At 45.5% G+C, this 16653-nt stretch carries 17 protein-coding genes, 2 tRNA genes and 1 pseudogene; 14 read left to right on the top strand and 6 right to left on the bottom strand.

The features are described from left to right. The first annotated feature begins 10 nt into the window (after window positions 1-10). The 8 genes from maiA (at window position 11) to C1S73_RS02960 (ending at window position 3792) form a co-directional block, all read left to right on the top strand. Window positions 11-679: a maleylacetoacetate isomerase gene (maiA, locus tag C1S73_RS03000; RefSeq protein ID WP_038873348.1), complete on the top strand. Its 669-nt coding sequence runs from the start codon at window positions 11-13 to the stop codon at window positions 677-679. A gap of 196 nt (window positions 680-875) precedes the next feature. Further along, window positions 876-1538 carry a DUF2726 domain-containing protein gene (locus C1S73_RS02990; protein WP_038873342.1) on the top strand — a complete coding sequence of 221 codons (663 nt, stop codon included), beginning with the start codon at window positions 876-878 and terminating at the stop codon, window positions 1536-1538. A 152-nt stretch (window positions 1539-1690) separates the two neighbouring features. Beyond that, window positions 1691-2029 carry a hypothetical protein gene (locus C1S73_RS02985; RefSeq protein ID WP_038873340.1) on the top strand — a complete coding sequence of 113 codons (339 nt, stop codon included), beginning with the start codon at window positions 1691-1693 and terminating at the stop codon, window positions 2027-2029. 179 nt (window positions 2030-2208) lie between these two features. Beyond that, window positions 2209-2285 (top strand) — tRNA-Val (locus C1S73_RS02980). A 46-nt stretch (window positions 2286-2331) separates the two neighbouring features. Further along, window positions 2332-2408: transfer RNA gene (locus C1S73_RS02975), tRNA-Val, on the top strand. A 320-nt stretch (window positions 2409-2728) separates the two neighbouring features. Further along, on the top strand, window positions 2729-2938 hold the full coding sequence (locus tag C1S73_RS02970; protein WP_141242833.1) for a hypothetical protein: 210 nt from the start codon (window positions 2729-2731) through the stop codon (window positions 2936-2938). Between the two features lie 119 nt (window positions 2939-3057). Further along, window positions 3058-3336: a hypothetical protein gene (locus tag C1S73_RS02965; protein WP_125459503.1), complete on the top strand. Its 279-nt coding sequence runs from the start codon at window positions 3058-3060 to the stop codon at window positions 3334-3336. A 186-nt stretch (window positions 3337-3522) separates the two neighbouring features. Next, window positions 3523-3792: a hypothetical protein gene (locus C1S73_RS02960; RefSeq protein ID WP_005445453.1), complete on the top strand. Its 270-nt coding sequence runs from the start codon at window positions 3523-3525 to the stop codon at window positions 3790-3792. Window positions 3793-3873: 81 nt separating this feature from the next. On the opposite strand, the gene C1S73_RS02955 is transcribed toward C1S73_RS02960, so the two are convergent. The 6 genes and pseudogenes from C1S73_RS02955 to citS form a co-directional block, all read right to left on the bottom strand. Beyond that, window positions 3874-4554, bottom strand: a complete 681-nt coding sequence (locus C1S73_RS02955; RefSeq protein ID WP_038873338.1) for a response regulator — start codon at window positions 4552-4554, stop codon at window positions 3874-3876. Continuing rightward, complete coding sequence (locus tag C1S73_RS02950) at window positions 4541-6196, bottom strand: ATP-binding protein (protein WP_038873336.1); 1656 nt, start codon at window positions 6194-6196, stop codon at window positions 4541-4543. The genes C1S73_RS02955 and C1S73_RS02950 overlap by 14 nt, the downstream gene beginning before the upstream one ends. A 112-nt stretch (window positions 6197-6308) precedes the next feature. Beyond that, window positions 6309-7610 (bottom strand): sodium ion-translocating decarboxylase subunit beta, encoded by a 1302-nt coding sequence (locus C1S73_RS02945; RefSeq protein WP_038873334.1) that lies wholly within the window; start codon window positions 7608-7610, stop codon window positions 6309-6311. Window positions 7611-7625: 15 nt separating this feature from the next. Continuing rightward, window positions 7626-9438 (bottom strand): annotated as a pseudogene (oadA, locus tag C1S73_RS02940) (sodium-extruding oxaloacetate decarboxylase subunit alpha). An 11-nt stretch (window positions 9439-9449) separates the two neighbouring features. After that, window positions 9450-9701, bottom strand: a complete 252-nt coding sequence (locus tag C1S73_RS02935) for an OadG family protein (RefSeq protein WP_005445447.1) — start codon at window positions 9699-9701, stop codon at window positions 9450-9452. A 68-nt stretch (window positions 9702-9769) separates the two neighbouring features. Then, window positions 9770-11113, bottom strand: a complete 1344-nt coding sequence (gene citS, locus C1S73_RS02930) for a citrate/sodium symporter CitS (RefSeq protein WP_038873369.1) — start codon at window positions 11111-11113, stop codon at window positions 9770-9772. Between the two features lie 270 nt (window positions 11114-11383). Between citS and citC the strand changes: the two genes are divergently transcribed. Genes citC through citG form a run of 6 tightly spaced genes read left to right on the top strand, consistent with a single transcriptional unit; the run spans window position 11384 to window position 16646 of the window. Then, window positions 11384-12436: a [citrate (pro-3S)-lyase] ligase gene (gene citC, locus C1S73_RS02925; protein ID WP_038873365.1), complete on the top strand. Its 1053-nt coding sequence runs from the start codon at window positions 11384-11386 to the stop codon at window positions 12434-12436. 41 nt (window positions 12437-12477) lie between these two features. Continuing rightward, entirely contained in the window at window positions 12478-12774 is a 297-nt protein-coding gene (citD, locus tag C1S73_RS02920; RefSeq protein WP_038873328.1) for a citrate lyase acyl carrier protein, read from the top strand. Beyond that, entirely contained in the window at window positions 12771-13646 is an 876-nt protein-coding gene (citE, locus tag C1S73_RS02915) for a citrate (pro-3S)-lyase subunit beta (protein WP_005445440.1), read from the top strand. The genes citD and citE overlap by 4 nt, the downstream gene beginning before the upstream one ends. A gap of 18 nt (window positions 13647-13664) precedes the next feature. Next, window positions 13665-15173 carry a citrate lyase subunit alpha gene (gene citF, locus C1S73_RS02910; RefSeq protein WP_373408863.1) on the top strand — a complete coding sequence of 503 codons (1509 nt, stop codon included), beginning with the start codon at window positions 13665-13667 and terminating at the stop codon, window positions 15171-15173. Next, window positions 15170-15706: a citrate lyase holo-[acyl-carrier protein] synthase gene (citX, locus tag C1S73_RS02905; RefSeq protein WP_038873326.1), complete on the top strand. Its 537-nt coding sequence runs from the start codon at window positions 15170-15172 to the stop codon at window positions 15704-15706. Before citF ends, citX begins: the two co-directional genes overlap by 4 nt. Further along, window positions 15687-16646 (top strand): triphosphoribosyl-dephospho-CoA synthase CitG, encoded by a 960-nt coding sequence (gene citG / locus C1S73_RS02900; RefSeq protein WP_038873325.1) that lies wholly within the window; start codon window positions 15687-15689, stop codon window positions 16644-16646. Before citX ends, citG begins: the two co-directional genes overlap by 20 nt. The last annotated feature ends 7 nt before the right edge of the window (window positions 16647-16653 follow it).

Genomic DNA, 16653 nt, shown 5'->3' with positions numbered 1-16653 from the left:
CAAGGGAAGTATGAGCGATAACATCACCCTCTACGGCTATTGGCGCTCTTCGGCGGCTTATCGAGTGCGCATTTGTTTGAATTTAAAAGAGCTGAACTACGAGTCCAAATCGGTTCATTTGGTACGTAATGGCGGCGAGCAGCATAGCGCGGAATACCATGAGTTAAATGCCTCTGAGCTTGTGCCAGTGCTGGTGGATGGTGATATTCAACTCAACCAATCTCTTGCCATCATTCAGTATCTTGATGAGCAGTATCCACAAGTTCGAGTGATTCCAGAACCATCGCCACTTCGTTACCAAGCTTTGGCTATGGCTCAGGATATCGCGATGGAGATCCACCCACTCAATAACTTGCGCGTGTTGCAGTACCTAGAAGGGAAGCTGTCGTGTGATCAAGAGGCGAAAGTTGAGTGGATTCATCATTGGGTAAATCAAGGCTTTGTGGCATTAGAAGAGAAGTTAAATCAGCATCGACAACAACATGGAAACTGTATCTACAGTGTGACTGACTCTCCCTCTGTTGTTGATATTTGCTTAGTGCCTCAAGTGTACAATGCGTTACGTTTTGGAGTGGATATGACTCCTTATCCGGTAATTAACTCGGTTGTAGAAGCATGTAATCAACTGCCTGCGTTTATTGATGCCATGCCAGAGAGCCAACCCGACGCGAACAGCTAGCACTTTATATACATCTTAATGATTAACAAACGGGCTCTTGATGGAGCCCGCTTTTGTTCTTGTTTGATTAACGTAAATCGTGCTCAAAAGCTTTGCGGCTGTTATTATCACCCCGCAAAATTTATCGGTTTTGTTGCTCTGGCTAAACTTTCCATTTAGGCTTTGAGCAACTAGTTGTTTTGGGCGCACTTTATCTATGACCAACATCTTTATCATTGTTGTTCTACTTGTTGTTTTCTTCTTTATCATTCAAAAGTACGTGATCAAAAACGATGACACGCGAGACTTCCCATACCGTTCGAAAGGTCCTTTATTAAAAGGGCAGGAAGGCGCGTTTTTTAATGCGTTAAGAGCAGCGGTTGGTGATCATGCTGTGGTGTTTGCCAAAGTAAACATGGCAACGTTGATCGCACCAAAAAAGGTTAAGAACAAAAAACAGTTCTTTATTGCCAGTAACCGAATTTCACGCAGCTACTTTGATTACGTTATCTGCGACCCTAGAACGCTTGAACCTCGTGTAATTATTGAGCTTGATAATGGTCAGCAATTGCATAAAGGCAAAGTCGAGCGCCAAAAACTGCTGATGCACGTGTGTAAATCGGCGAACCTTCCTTTGATTGGCGCATCGGTGAAACACAGTTATCAAGTGGGGCGTTTACGTCGTTTATTGGCGGCACACATTGATTTGATTGAACCGGATAAAGAAGTCCGCTTTTGTAAAAAGTGTGGCAGTCCGATGATCATCAGAACAGCAAGCCAAGGTGAGTTTAAAGGTCGACGCTTCTTTACCTGTAGCCGCCAGCCAAACTGTACCTACACAGAAAACTACAACGTGGTGTTTGATACCGAAGACGAATAAACATTTCGTTCCCAGATAATGAAATAGAGAAAGGCTTCAACTGGATTGGTTGAAGCCTTTTTTCTGTCTTGGTAGTCACAAGTTCCGAGCTTCGCTGCAGTTACCCCGATAGCTCCTATACTTTGATAAAGAAAGAAGAATAGGGACGTACGATGCGATTTAGATGGAGCCTATCTGCATTGCTAGTGGCATTGAGTGTGCAAGCTCAGGAGCCTTTAAAACCACTAGAATGCCAACTTACTGAAACACCACAAGACCACTTTTTGTTCTATCGAGAGCAGATGGTGTACCACAGTGAACAATTTGCGATTTTTCAAAACTTCAAGGGAAGGGTGAGTACGCAGGTGGATCTCAAAACAGGCAAACTGATTCGTACCACGTTTATCGGTGAACCTTTCAAACCAAAGTACCAAATCTTGTTCGGCTATTGCCCCGATGTCTCACAGATTTTGCAGATCTGGATGCTCAGCGAAGTGCCCTACGATAATTAGCTGAAAATATAAAAGTTAAGTAGATCACACTTTTAGCTCGTGCCTGCCAATGGTTTGTCGATAAAATCGTCTAAAAGCGGGTGTTGAGTTTAGATTTTCGCCAAACGAATCAAAGTTAGTGAACTTATGCTTGCACCCCTCATAGGATATAGCTAATATCCATCTCGTTCTTAAGGAATGGGTCCGTAGCTCAGTTGGTTAGAGTACTACCTTGACATGGTAGGGGTCACCAGTTCGAATCTGGTCGGACCCACCATTCCTTAAAACCATGCTAAAACCAAAGTATGCTGAACATTAAATTTGGGTCCGTAGCTCAGTTGGTTAGAGTACTACCTTGACATGGTAGGGGTCACCAGTTCGAATCTGGTCGGACCCACCAAATTTAGTCCTTCATGGACAAACGCAAAGCCCGCTATTATAGCGGGCTTTGTTGTATCTGGCGCATCACTTCTTTTCTCATATTCTACCTACGGTTCTCTTCTATGGCTGGGTTTTCATTTTGAATAGACCCAGACCACATGAGGATGCAAATAGTGCCTTACCTGTTTTAGCGTTTCTTTATCAGTAGGGCAATTCGATCAAATTTAGATAACTGGTTTGGAAACGTGATTTCCATGCTTCCTATTGATTAGCATTGCTTGATTGCCGTAAGACCAAACCTAATGTGTGGTGCATCGTTTAATAAAATCTCCGCAGGTGGTGGCGTTAAGTTACGATTCGCTCGATGTTGCACAATATACATTGGCGGAGATGCAAGCGGCATTCAGTGCCGCAGCGGGCTATGGCACGTACGTGAGTGCCCACGCTTATACAGCCAAGGTTGTACAACGGGCAATAAATGCGGGGGTGAAAGTGATCGAACACGGACAAATGACTGGTGAAGAAACCGCGAAAATGATGTTTGGCTGAATGTTCAACCGTTCCTGCCAAAATATAATCCGTACCTAGAAAAGTCATTCTCACACTCGAAGTACAAGATGCTCGCGGCAAGGACGGATAGGGCGATCAAAGCCGCGAAAGAGCACGGTGTGAAAATTACATGGGGTACAGATGTCATACTTACGCCAGAAGCTGCACATCTGCAGCGTCAGTTTGTAGCAGACATAGCTAATTGGTTTACCCCTTATGAGGTGTTAAAAATGGTGATCCATGATAACGGCCAATTGCTTGCGATGAGTGGCTTACGAAGCCCATACCAAGATGGGAAGTTGGGTGTAATCGAAGAGGGGCGTATGCCGATATCTTGCTCGTTAATGGCAACCCATTGGAAGACATCACACTCATGGCAAAGCCAGCTAGCAACCTAGCTTTGATTATGAAAGACGGAGATATTGTAAAGTCGAGTCTTTAAACAAGGGGTTATCGAAATTCGTAAATAAAAACCATAGAAATTAAATCATGCATTAAATCTGCGCTTTTCTTTGAACGCGCTTAGAAACTCAAACTCGATGATCCGGTGTAATGCTGCTGTCTACTAAACAAATGGTATGAGTATGATAGTAAGTAAGATATCTGATGAGCTAATCACGGAAAAAGCAAAACTAGAGTGGCTAGCGTATTGGCGCCACTTCAGCACCGTTAAGCATCGCCTTTGCTGCGAAGCCAACTGTACCGCGGAGCATGATTATGGTGTTCTGGTTAGAAAAGACGGGGAAGAGCGTAAGGTTTTCGTGGTGCCATTATGCAAGGCGCACAGTGATAATCTTGAACGATTGGAAGTCTCCGACGGCACAGAAATTATCTCTGCGGATCTGACCTTGTGATTTACGTTGTTGCTTCAACGACGTTTAGGGAACGCTTTGAATCGTAGGGTTTCAAAGCGTTCTTCCTAAGCAAAGGGGAAGTTACATTTTCTTTTGATAAACCCTTTCAGGGCGCCCAACTTTACCATGCTGAATCACAGCAAGTAGAAACCCTTTTGCGGCTAAAAACTCAAGATAACGTCTTGCTGTTGTTTTGCTGATGCCGACTTCATTGCCTAGAGACTCCGCCGTGTAAATAATTTCGCCATCATCAAAGGCATTCGTGACTTTATCGAGCGTGAGCTCATCGATCCCCTTGGGTAAGGCTTGCATGTGTGATGATTTGGATTGAAAGTTAAACAGCTCGTCGACGTGGCGTTGATTGATATTGTCATTTGCTTTTAACGAACTGGTGTACTTCAGATAGCGCTCTAAAGAATCGGTTAAGCGATCATAAGAGATCGGTTTTAGCAGATAGTCGAACACGCCACACCTTACGCCTTGTCTTACTGTTTCCATGTCATTGGCGGCGGTGATAAAAATAACATCTGGTGACTGCTTGGCAGCGGTTATGTCTTTCAATAAATCGATACCTTTGCCGTCAGGCAAGTAGTTATCCAATAAGACCAGTTTTGGCTTCAGTAACTGAATCATCTTTCTGGCTTCAGCGATACTTTTTGCAATTCCGATAGGTCTGAAACGTTGTGTTTGCTGAAGATAATAGGAATGAAAGTCCGCGATATTGGATTCATCTTCTACTATCAAAACGTCATAAATTTCCATCTTTCAAACTCTCGTTAGGAATAAATAAAGAAAAGATTGTTCCGGTTGGTTCGGCATCGTCGACAAGGATTGCACCGCCAGCGTTATTGACAAGCTGGTGGACCAAATACAAGCCAATACCGTGTCCCGGTTGCGATTTGCTGGTGATCCCTTTATCAAATAGGGATTCTGCGATTTCATCGGGTATTCCAGTGCCATTGTCAGCAACCTCGACCACCAATTCCGTTTCGTTGGCGTCAGAAATTAGTATCGAGATGCATTTGTTGCTGTCAGGGTTTTTCAACGTTGCTTCATAAGCATTGTCGAGCAGGTTACCTATGATGGCGGCTAACTCATCATCAGTAAGTTTGGTTGGTGTACCGCTCAGGTGACAGTACGGATCAAAATGGAGAGCGAGACCAAGTTCTTTTGCTCGGCTGTATTTGCCTAATAACAGACCCGCAATCACTTTGGAGTTGAACGTACGAGAAATAAAATCAATCAGCTTTTGATGTGTTTCTGTTTCTTGCCTTATGGCACTGAGCGCCTCTTCGTACGCGCCGATTTGAATCAGCCCACTGACCGTAGAAAGCTTATTTGCGTATTCGTGGCTCAATACTCGTAAATTGTCGGTTTGCTGCTGAACTTGGTTAAGTTGCGATGTGAGCGTGCTTAAATCATTGCGTGGTCTGAAGCTGATGACCCAGCCAGAGTGCTGGTTGTCTTCCCAAATCTTTACACGAGTCGCGACCAAGGTTTCGCCGTTGCACGTAATAACTTGATGCTGTCTCTGTGACTCCTCCGAGTCTTCTCCCACCTTTGCTCCCAAGAAAAAGTCAGCAGGGGTGACGTATTCGTTCACCATTCGGCCTTGGAGGTGGGAAAGATTACGCGCAATTCCCAGAATCTTAAGTCCCCTCTGGTTTGCCGACAAAATACGACCTTGTTTGTCGACCGCAATAATGCCTTCGTAAACTGCTTCAAACACCGAGTTTTGCACGCGGAGGGAGAGAGCGATCTCTTCTGGTTCCATACCATACATCTGACTTTTGATATGACGGGAGAAAAACCAAGCGCCCAAAGATGAGCAAACTAGAATGATCAATAAGGCAAAGAAAAACGGTGTGGAGTAGAGGAGCAGTAAATTACTAACGGTATCCAGTAAGTAGCCCACTGAAACAACACCAATGATCTCGCCGGTTGAGGAAATAATGGGAGATTTTCCACGTATCGCAAAGCCTAAGCTGCCTTCTCGTATTGAGTAGTAGTGCAATCCTTGTTGAAGGGCGCGTATGTTGTCTCCACCTTGCATCGGGTAGCCAACTTTTTTGATGTCTGGATGCGTTAAGCGAATGCCCTTACTATCGCCGACGACGATGAAGTTGGCATCGGAAATCCCTTGTAGGCGCTTAATTTGTTTTTGTACCCGCGCTGTATCTCGTAAAGAGACAGCTTCGATCAGTTGAGGGTCGCTGGCAATTTCACGAGCTTGTATGACTGCGCGCGCACTGACCTGGTGGTTTAACGTATCAGAAAGGATGTGGTGGAAATAGCCACCGATAAGGAGTAATTGAAACGAAACAACCACAAAAAGCAGCGCCCATACACGCTGTCTAAAAGAGAGGTTACGGCAGAGGTAGTCGTGAAATGTTCGGTCTGGCATGAATGGTAAGCTTCTTATTGATTGAAGGGTAAATTATCAAATGAAACAAGGAAGAGACCTGATCGAGATCTATTGAAGATAGTCAATCGAGCCTCGCTCCTTGTGTAACTGTCTAACCGATCACATATTTGATCATCACGCCTGCTGCAACCGCCGAGCCGATAACGCCGGCTACGTTTGGTCCCATCGCGTGCATCAATAGGAAATTCTGTGCATTTGCTTCTAGACCCACTTTGTTTGACACCCTTGCTGCCATCGGAACCGCAGAGACACCCGCAGAGCCAATCAGTGGATTCACTTTTTCACTCGCGAAACGGTTCATCAGTTTTGCCATCAATACACCTGCCATTGTGCCAATACAAAACGCGACGATGCCAAGTGCGAGAATACCGATGGTTTGCGGCTGTAAGAATTTATCGGCAACCAACTTGGAACCCACAGAAAGACCCAAAAAGATGGTGACGACGTTGATCAACGCGTTTTGAGCAGTATCCGATAAACGTTCAACTACGCCACATTCACGCATTAAGTTACCAAAGCAGAACATACCTAGTAGCGGTGTCGCCGAAGGAAGCAACATGGCAATCAGAATCAACAGGAGCAAAGGGAAGCAAATCTTTTCTAACTTGCTTACTTTACGCAATTGCTGCATCGTGATTTGGCGTTCTGATTCTGTGGTCAGCGCACGCATGATTGGCGGCTGAATCAAAGGTACAAGTGCCATATAAGAGTAAGCTGCTACAGCGATAGCACCCAGTAATTCTGGTGCGAGTAAGCTAGATACATAAATCGCCGTTGGACCATCTGCGCCACCAATGATGCCCACAGCAGCGGCTTGTGCGACACTGAAATTCATCAAGCCCATAGAGCTCAAACCCAAAGCGCCGAGCACAGTTGCGAAGATACCAAACTGAGCTGCCGCACCAAGAAGCAAGGTTTTAGGGTTGGCTAACAATGGACCAAAGTCCGTCATTGCGCCTACGCCCATGAATATCACCAAAGGACCAGCGCCAGATGCAATTGCAATGCTGTAAAATAAGTACAGCATGCCATCTGAGTATTGATACTCTTCTGCGAGTAAGTGGATATTGGCAAGTTGAGTTGGTGTCGCCGTTGCAAGTGCCGTTTTTACTTCGGCAGCGGAGTCCGTCGCAATATTCAACACAGAGCCAAATGCTGACATTACCTCAGGTTTCGCAGCATGGAGCGCGTTTTCTACCGCAGACAAGGCTAAGCCTGCATCAGGTAGGTTAGCAAGAATCCCACCAAAACCGATTGGCACCAACAACAAAGGCTCGAACTGTTTAACAATGGCGAGATAAAGTAAAATCAAGCCAACAATAAGCATAATGGCTTGTCCCCATTCGAGGTGGAACAAACCAAAGTCATTCACTAACGCTAAGACATTTTCCATGTGACTAATGCCTCGTTACGCCAGTTGAAGTAAAGGTTCGCCTACATCGACCGCGTCGCCCTCAGACACATCAATGCTGGCGATTTTTCCGGAACGTGGTGCGCGAACTTCTGTTTCCATCTTCATCGCTTCAAGAATCAGCAGCACATCACCTTCTTCAACTTCATCACCAGGCTTGGTGTGGATCTTCCATATGTTACCCGCAAGTGGGGCGTTCATTGGCTCGGCATCTTGAGCGGTTGTCACTGGCTTTGATGGCGCGGGTTGGGGGGCTGACACGGCTTGAATATCGCCACCTGCGTCAACCTGAACGACATAGCTTTGGTTGTTGACGGTAATGGTGTAAACACCGCTTTCTGAGGTAGCATTCATGGTTTGTTTCTCTGGTTTGGTCTTAGTTTTTGCTTGTGCTGTTGCTCTTGCTGCTTCATTGCAAGGTGCGGGTTCAAAGGCGTCTGGGTTGTTGCGGTTTTCTAGGAACTTCCAACCCACTTGTGGGAAAAGCGCGATAGTAAGTACATCATCAATGGCGCTGCCGGAGAGCGGAATGTTTTGTGCTTTTGCTTGAGTGGTCACTTCTGTGGTTAGGTGATCCAGTTCTGGCTCCAACTTATCGGCAGGGCGGCAAGTAATTGGTTCTGAACCTTCCAACACACGCTGTTGCAGTTCCGTGTCGACAGGGGCAGGCGTTTTGCCGTACTCGCCTCTCAAGACCCCCGCGGTCTCTTTGGTAATGGTCTTGTAGCGCTCACCCATAAGGACATTGATGACAGACTGTGTGCCGACGATTTGCGACGTTGGCGTGACAAGCGGCAGATACCCCAGCTCTTTTCTGACTTTCGGGATCTCTTCTAACACAGCATCAAGCTTGCCTGCGGCGTTTTGCTGTTTCAACTGACTTTCCATGTTGGTCAACATTCCACCAGGGACTTGCGCCACGATTATGCGAGAGTCTGAGCCTTTTAACTGACCTTCAAAAGCGGCGTATTTTTTACGTACTTCTCTAAAGTATGCAGCGACAGCTTCCAGCGCTGAAATGTCCAAACCTGTGTCGTATTCAGTGTTTTGAAGTGATGCAACCAGAGATTCTGTTGCTGGGTGACCGTAAGTGCCGCTCATGGAAGAAATCGCGGTGTCCACACGATCTACACCAGCTTCAATGGCTTTCATTAACGTCATATCAGCCATGCCAGCGGTCGAGTGGCAATGTAGATGAAGGTCGACATCCACTTGCTGTTTTAATGTTGAAACCAGCTCACTGGCTAAGGTTGGCGTCAGGATACCCGCCATGTCTTTGATTGCAATCGAATCAACGCCCAGTTCACTCAATTGTTGCGCGATGTCTACCCAGGTTTGTAGGTTATGAACAGGGCTAGTGGTGTAACAGAGTGTACCTTGAGCGTGTGCGCCTTGTTTTTTCACCGCAGCAATCGCTTGTTGCATGTTTCGTGGATCGTTCATCGCATCAAATACGCGGAATACATCCATGCCGTTTACCACGGAGCGCTCAATGAACTTATCAACGACGTCGTCAGCGTAATGGCGATAACCCAATAGATTTTGACCTCGAAGCAACATTTGCAACGGCGTTTTTTTGCATCGCTTTTTTCAGCTCTCGCAGTCTCTCCCAAGGATCTTCCCCTAGAAAACGAATGCAACTATCAAACGTAGCGCCACCCCAACACTCAAGTGACCAATAGCCGATGTCATCCAACTGTTGGGCGATTGGCAACATATCGTCGATGCGTAAACGGGTGGCAAATAACGACTGGTGGGCATCACGTAATACAACGTCAGTGATGCCAATGCGTTTAGTAGACTCAGACATTCGAATTCCTCTTATAGCGAGCTTTGTTTGATTTTTTGATGATGAATAGCGGCAGCAATCACAGCGACGAGTTGGTTATCATCGTTTGATGGTTTGGCAGCACACACTTTCTTTTGTGGAGGGGGAGTTGGTTCGACATGAAAGCGCCCCAAAAAGCGAGACATGGCTTTGACAGCAAAGACCAAGAAAACAAGAAAAGTGAAGACAAAACCCATACCCAGTGTCATGAGGTTTAAGCCTTCGGCAAATAAATTAACTTCCATTAATAGCTCCCATTGGACAAAACAAAGAGCAAAGGAAGACTTTGCTCTTTGACAAAATAAGAAGGGGATTAACCGCCCAACATGCCAAACACGACACTTGCGATGACTAGTACAATACCGCCACCAAGACGAGATGAGATTTGCGCGTAAGACAGCAAACTCATGCGGTTTGACGCAGCAAGAACTTCAAGGTCACCAGAGCCACCACGGTTTGCCATACATAGACCTGCAGTGATTGAAGATTCGATTGGGTAAAAGCCCATTAACCAACCACCGACAGAGGCACCAATGATTGCGCCAGCAACGATCAGTGTTGCGATGATTAAGTTCGTGAAGGTTAGTGCATTCATGATTTCGCCAAGGTCGGTATAAGCGATACCAACGCCCACCATGAGCACCCAAAGCAATTGTTTTGAGAAGAATGAAGACAAACGTTTTGCGCCTTCTTTCACTTCTTCAGAGCAGATACCACAGGCGTTAACAATCGCAACGATGATGACCATGTAAGCGAAAGTGTGGATTTTTACGTCACCAAAACCTGGCAGTATTTCTTTAGAAAGGGCGGATGAGAAGGTGTAAATACATGCCGCCATCATCAAGCCAATCGCGATTTCACGGGGAGTGATTTTTGGAGCTTCGCTCTCTTCAACATCGAAATTAGACTTACGCAATAGCTCGCCATTACCAGTCAAAGACGGTACTTTTTCACCGATGCTGTTTAGAACGGCTGCTGCGACAATCGCTACGATGTTAGCGATGGTTAAAATTGCAATTGCAACCGAGTAGTACTGTTCTTTAGAGCCACCCGTGACTGACTCATAGATTTCAGAAAGTGGAATCGCACCTGCACCGTTACCACCACCCATGATAGGCAGTACGTAAAGCATCATGATTTTGTCGATAGAAATGCCAAACATCATTCCGCCAAGAATGCCGAGAATTGAAGCACCTGCAACGGCTGCAAGAATGGTCGGAATGTAACCAACTAATGATTTAAGCAGTAGCTTACGGTTAACCGCCAAAATCGAGCCAGTGATCAGAACGGCAATGAACAAGTCGAGGAAATCGGTCTTCTTCATGACTGCAGTAACAGTGTCAATTTCGTTTTGGGTTAGTAAACCTGCATGAACAAACCAAGCTGCGACAAGGAAGATCATGACAGGCGCACCGCCAATGTATTTGTTAAAAATAGGCAGGCGTTTACCCAGTTCGCCAAATAGCGCACCAACAACAAACATAAAACCAAAACCGCCGACAATATTATCAGGGATGGTGTTTGTCATATGTGCAATTAACATGACCGCGAACATAAATGCATATAGTGGTAATGGTAAGCCAAAGATTCGGACTTGAGATAATAAGTCTAATCCCGGGCTTCTGGTTTCAGTTATTGAAAGGGTCTTTTCGTTCATCATTATTATTCCGTGTTGATTTAACATGGCGTAATTTAAATTTGAATGAAAAACCTAACTGTGAGTATGATCATTTTACTTTGTGGAATATATACACACTTATGAATTTAAAGTTTTTAATTATTCAATTACTTAATTTACAGATAGTTAAGTAATTAAATTCATTAAATTCATAAATGACGTTTAGTAGAAGAAAATAGTCGATACGGATCATCATTTTTCAAATTCAAGTGACGCATGATGGCAGCAACACGAAAGAGGATGATGATCATGTTTGACACCTACGCATTTAGTCGAGTGAACCGAAATCAATACGAGAAGTTTGGTGCTATTACCGAGTTTCTAACTTGTTATGATTTGGATGTTGACGCTGATGTAGAGCGATTTGTGGTGGCGAAGTCTCAAGGTCAAATCATTGCTTGCGGCGGTCTTGCTGGCTCAACACTAAAATCTATTGCGATTGATCCTGCCTTACAAGGTACTGGATTTTCTCTGCGATTAATGACTGAGTTGACCACGATGGCTTATGAAATGGGGCGCTTTGATCTGTTCTTGTTTACCAAGCCTCAGAATATGCAAAGGTTTCGAGAATCTGGTTTTTTCCCCATTTCTTTTGCGGACGATAAATTAGTCTTGATGGAAAATAGTCAGACCAATTTAAGAAACTTTGTACGTTCATTAAGAAAGAAAAAGAAAGAAGGAGATAAAATAGGCAGCATTGTGATGAATGCAAACCCGTTTACTTTAGGGCATCAATACTTAATTGAAACGGCGGCGTCACAATGTGATTGGCTACATTTATTTGTCGTCAGCGAAGAAGGTAAAGGTTTTGCTTATCACGATCGTTTGAACATGATTGAAAGTGGCACTAAACATATTCCTAATTTTACGATTCATCATGGTTCAAAATATATAATTTCTAAAGCAACGTTTCCTACTTACTTTATTAAAGAGAAGCGATTGATTGATTATTGTCATACCGCTATTGATCTAAATTTATATCGTCAGCATATTGCGCCAGCATTAGGCATTACACACCGATTTGTTGGGACAGAGCCAGACTGTGTTGTGACTCATTATTACAACCAACAAATGAAACACAGATTAACCACCAAGGATCTCAACGGCGCACCAATCAGGGTTATTGAAATAGAGCGTAAGTGTGCGTCAGGCACCACGATTTCAGCGTCAACGGTGCGAAAACTCTTGCAGAAAGGGCAATTGGATCAACTGGTTCACTTTTTACCCTCAACCTCTATCGACTACCTACAAAGGCACACGGACGCTTTACCGTGCCTTACCCAAGAAACAGTGGCTGCTTAACAGCCCAATTAATTTTTAACCAAGGTGTTAAAGGTCTTTCAATGAAAATAATAAAACCCGCTTTTGCAGGGACACTGGAATCAAGTGACTTGCAAGTTCGTATCTCACCCAATCCAGAAGGTGACATCGACATTTCTCTTGATAGCACAGTGAAAAAGCAGTTTGGCAAAGCCATCGAAGCGTTGATTCATGGTGTGCTCAATTCGATGGGCGTGACTTCCGCAACGTTAGAAGTGGAAGACAAAGGCGCACTAGATTGTGTGATTAAGGCTCGCGTTCAGGCTGCAGTCATGCGCGCGGCAGACAACAATGACATTCAATGGAGCAAATTATCATGAGTAAGTTACGCCGTAGCATGTTGTTTGTTCCAGGGGCAAACGCCGCCATGTTAAGTAATACCTTCATTTATCAGCCTGATGCAATCATGTTTGATTTGGAAGACTCTGTGGCGCTGAGAGAAAAAGACACCGCCCGCATGTTGGTGTTTAACGCGCTGCAACATCCTCTGTATCAAGAGATTGAAACAGTAGTCCGTGTGAACCCACTAGAGTCTGAGTTTGGTTTAAAAGATCTGCATGCCGTTGTGCGTGCGGGCGTCAATGTGGTTCGTCTACCAAAAACAGACAGTGCAGAAGACGTGCAAGAAATGGAGCGCTGCATTGAAGACATCGAACGTGTATGTGGCAGAGAAGTTGGCAGCACCAAAATGATGGCGGCAATCGAAAGTGCGCAAGGTGTGAATAACGCCATCGAAATTGCTCAATCGTCTTCGCGTTTAATTGGCATTGCACTGGGTGCTGAAGATTATGTCAGGGACTTAAAAACGCAACGTAGCCCAGAAGGAACAGAGTTGTTGTTCGCCCGTTGTTCTATTCTGCAAGCTGCGCGTGCTGCGGGCATTATGGCGTTCGATACCGTTTATTCCGACGCTAATAATGAGCAAGGATTCCTCAATGAAGCGGAACACATTAAGTCGTTAGGTTTCGACGGAAAATCGCTGATTAACCCAAGGCAAATCGAGCTACTTCACAACGTATTTGCACCGACTCAAAAAGAGGTGGATTACGCGATTCAAGTTATCGAGGCAGCAGAAGAAGCGCAAGAGCAAGGGCTTGGTGTGGTTTCACTTAACGGAAAAATGGTCGATGGACCAATTATCGAGCGAGCTCGTTGGACGTTACAAAAAGCGCAATCTGGAATTAAAGAGTAGGGCACGAACATGAAACAAATGGAATCCATCAAACCAGCATTGCTGCCAGAGACGTTGTCACTGTTTTCGGAGGCAAATGCGTTAACGCCTCATCTCAAAGACTCAAACTCTAAAAAGTCGAGAAAGCTAAAGTCAGATCTGCGTTCCGCCATTTTAGATTCTGGGCTTAAAGACGGTATGACGATCTCTTTCCATCACGCGTTTCGAGGTGGCGATAAGGTGGTTAACTTGGTGTTAGATACTATCGCTCAGATGGGATATAAGAATCTGACACTGGCTTCAAGCTCTTTAACGGGTATTCATTCGCCGGTTGTTGAGCACATCAAAAACGGCGTAGTGAGTAAGATTTACACATCAGGTATTCGCGGTGAGCTTGGTGAAGCCATTTCTCATGGTTTGCTCAAAGAACCTGTGCATATTCACTCCCATGGAGGACGTGTGCACTTGATTAAATCGGGCGAGCTAAACATCGATGTGGCGTTCATCGGTGTGCCTTGTTGCGATGAGTTTGGCAATGCAAATGGCATGAACGGCAAATCTTGCTGCGGCTCTTTGGGTTACGCCAAAATCGATGCTCAACACGCGCGTAAAGTGGTCATGCTTACTGAATCTATCGTCGGTTATCCAAATCACCCAGCATCAATCACACAAGATTTGGTGGATGCCGCAGTCGAAGTCGAAGAAGTTGGTGATGCGAGCAAAATTGGTGGCGGTGAAACGCGTCTTACCAGTAACCCACGTGAACTGCTTATTGCAAAACGTGCTGCCGATGTGATTATTAATTCTGGTTATTTTAAGCAAGACTTTAGCTTACAAACTGGGTCTGGTGGTGCGTCGCTTGCCGTCACACGTTTTCTAGAAAATAGTATGGAAAAACGAGGCATTACCGCTGAGTTTGGGCTGGGCGGCATTACCTCAACCATGGTCTCTATGCACGAGAGAGGGCTGATCCGAAATCTAATCGACGTGCAGTGTTTTGACTCTGGTGCAGCGGACTCACTTGCTCGAAACCCAAACCATATTGAAATCTCAGCGAATGAATACGCTAACCCATCTTCCAAAGGCGCAGTGGTTGATCGTCTAGACGTGGTCATTCTCAGCGCGCTTGAAATTGATGTGAACTTCAACGTCAACGTTATCACTGGTTCTGATGGTGTGATTCGTGGCGCGTCTGGTGGTCACTGCGACGCAGCGGCAGGCGCAAACCTTGCCGTGATTGTGGCTCCGCTCGTGCGTGGTCGTATTCCAACTGTCGTAGAGCAAGTGTTAAACGTGGTAACGCCGGGTCAATCGATAGATGTGTTGGTGACTGACCATGGTATTGCAGTGAATCCTCGACGCCCAGAAGTAAAAGAGCGTTTGTTGAACGCTGGACTGCCTGTGCTTGATATGGAAGCCTTGGTTGCGAGAGCGCAATCATTAACGGGCAAAGCGGAACCAATTGAATATGACGATCAAGTGGTGGGTTATGTACGTTATCGCGATGGCTCTGTGATTGATGTCATCAGAAAGGTTAAATCTGAATGAGCATTCGCTATGGGCTGAAAGTTGGTCTCGATGATGTCTTGAGCAACAAAGAAGCTCGTGTGAAACGACAAGGTGAGTGGTTAAAACGCCACTCCCTTCCTTTGCTGTCGTTTACCGTCAATATGCCAGGTCCTCAGAAAATGACGGAGTGCACGGAGCGAATCTTCGAACAGGGTGTGCAAGCGATTCAAGCCATTTGTCTCGAAAAAGACTGGTCAATGGCAGGACGACAATTGCTACGACAAGTCACAGGTCCAGAGGCAATTTTTGCGGTCCAAGCACCGAATGCCATGGCGCTCAAACGAGCCATGATTGAGATAGAGAATAACCATCGTCTCGGTCGGTTAATGGATTTGGATGTGATCGATGTCGATGGAAAGATCATCTCAAGAAAAGGGCAAGGGATGACTCGAAGAAAATGCCTTATTTGCGAACAAGATGCCGTGATTTGCGCGCGCTCGCGTAAACATGATCTTCAAACCTTGGTTTCTCACATAGAGTCGATGGTGTGTTATGACGAATGTTGCTCTTAAACTGTTGCTCGACCAAAATATCGAGCGTGTTCCAAGCGTTGCGCATCGCTCTGCTGTAAAGGTGAATCTGTTCTCTTTGGTTTCTGAGTTGGCATATCACGCGATGCTGGTGGAAGTGCACTTGTCCCCAAAACCGGGGCTTGTTGACCTTATTAGCAACGGTGCTCACTCAGATATGAATGTGCCGCTGTTTGAAGCCAGCGCGAGTGCAATTCGTCCTTTTCTCAATGGCTTTCTTAACGCTGGTCTTGCGCATGCAACGCACTCGGCAGAGACATTACTGGATGTGTTGCGCCCGATTGGAATTCAAGCTGAACGCGCAATGTTTGCTGCGACTGGTGGTGTGAATACGCACAAAGGGATGATCTTTGGACTTGGACTGGTGTGTGGTGCGATCGGCTGGTTAAAAGGCAAAGGCATTGCGGTCGATTCTTTGCACATTAGCCAAGTTATCAAGCGCAGCTGTGCGTTAATGGTATTTCAAGAGCTGAAAAATACCGACTCTAAAAAGGAAACTCATGGTGAGCGGCTGTATCGAGAATTTGGTTTAACTGGAGCAAGAGGTGAGGCGGCGTCTGGCTATCAAACGATCATGACTTACAGTTTGCCTGCATACCAACAAGCGCTGTATGAAGGCGCGTCCGCAGAACAAGCATTATGGCAAGTGTTGCTCACGTTAATGGTGCACAATCAAGATACCAACGTGGTATCTCGTGGTGGGATGCATGGTTTGCGTTATGTGCAGAACATAGCATCGAAGCTTATTGAGAGTGGTGGTTGGCATAATCCAAACCTTGAAGAGCAGCTAATGGATTTTGACCGCCAGCTTATTGAAAAAAACCTTAGTCCGGGCGGCAGTGCAGATTTGCTCGCGCTGACTTGGTTGCTGGCTGAAATTGATGATTTGACGAGACATATCATCGCGAATAACGACGAATAATTAGGAA

The sequence above is a fragment of the Vibrio jasicida 090810c genome (assembly GCF_002887615.1).
GTDB classification, from domain to species: domain Bacteria; phylum Pseudomonadota; class Gammaproteobacteria; order Enterobacterales; family Vibrionaceae; genus Vibrio; species Vibrio jasicida.
Note: the sequence above shows the minus strand (reverse complement) of the source record. Positions and strands in the feature narration are given on the sequence as shown.